1 protein-coding gene and 1 pseudogene are annotated in these 1,244 nt (G+C 77.6%); both read left to right on the forward strand.

What is annotated here, in order from left to right; translation table 11 throughout:
• Positions 1–661, forward strand: a pseudogene (locus tag ABD308_RS35420) (hypothetical protein); the annotation flags it as partial.
• A 144-nt stretch (positions 662–805) separates the two neighbouring features.
• Positions 806–1,244, forward strand: a 439-nt coding sequence (locus tag ABD308_RS35425; protein ID WP_344344145.1) for a TerD family protein, incomplete at its 3' end; no start/stop codon positions are given.

The following is a 1,244-nucleotide window of genomic DNA, read 5'->3' on the forward strand; positions in this document are numbered from 1 at the left end:
CGCGTCGCCGCCCCCCGCCAAGCCCGCGCCCTCCCCCTCGGCGACCACGCCCCGGCCGTTCGCCCCCTCCCCGGGCGCCCCCGGCGAGCCCTCCCCGTCCCCGCGCGAGTGGACCGGCGGCACCCTCGGCACCACCGACGACGCGCCGGACGACACCGACCCGGCCGCCGGCACGGACGAGGCCGACGACCAGGCGCTCGCCGGCACCGCCGCGGTCCAGTCGCTCGGCCGCGACGGCACCCGGCACGTCCTCGCGCTGACCGTCGCCGAACCGCTCACCGCGCTGCAGGCCGAGATCCGCCTCGCCCCCGGCACGGCGGCCCACGGCACCGGCACCGCCTGGACGGACCTCGCCGGCGCCGTGGTCAGCACCCACCAGGAGCGCGGCGCGGCGGTCTACCGCTTCACCACCCCGCCCGGCACGGACGTCCGCCCCGGCCGCTACACCTTCACCGTGCGCGGCACCCGCCCCGCCGGACACGGGCCGCACGGGCACGCCGCCCGCCCGGTGCCCGGCGCCCCGTCCCGGGCCGCCGGGCACCGGACCCCCGAGTCCTGGAACGCCAGCGCCTTCGGCATCGGCCGCCCGCGTGCCGTCGCCGCGCTCGGTGCCTTCGGCGCCACCGCACCGGCGCCGCGCGTCACCGCCAAGGCCGGCTGACCCCGCAACCGAACAGGTCAGCGCACCGTTCGGGCTCATCCGGCCGGAATCGTTCGTTACTGTGGTCGCCAGCCGGCACAGCCGCCCCATCGCCGGGGCCGGCGCCGCACCACCGCATCCCAGGAGGAGTTCGTGTCCACGGTCCTGACCCAAGGCGGCAACGCCCCGCTGACCGCCGCGCGGGTGACCGTCGAGGTCACCGCACCCAAGGCGCTGGATGTCTCGGGCCTGCTGCTGACCGACGCCGGAAAGGTCCGCTCGGACGACGACTTCGTCTTCTACAACGCCCCGAACGGCCCCGGCGTGACCCACCGTCCGGCCGCCGCGGGCACGCCGGACGCGATCATCGTCGACACCGCCGGCGTTCCGGCCGGCATCACCAAGATCGTGGTGACGGCCAGCCCCGACGAGGCCGGCGCCACCTTCGCGGGCATCGAGCCGACCGCGACCGTCCGGGACGCCGCCACCGGCGAGGTGCTGGTCACCTTCACCCCGCCGCCGCTCAGCCGGGAGACCGCGCTGATCGTGGTCGAGGTCTACCAGCGCAACGGCGCCTGGAAGGTCCGCGCGGTCGGCCAGGGCT

It is taken from the genome of Kitasatospora putterlickiae, from assembly GCF_039527695.1.
Lineage (GTDB): Bacteria > Actinomycetota > Actinomycetes > Streptomycetales > Streptomycetaceae > Kitasatospora > Kitasatospora putterlickiae.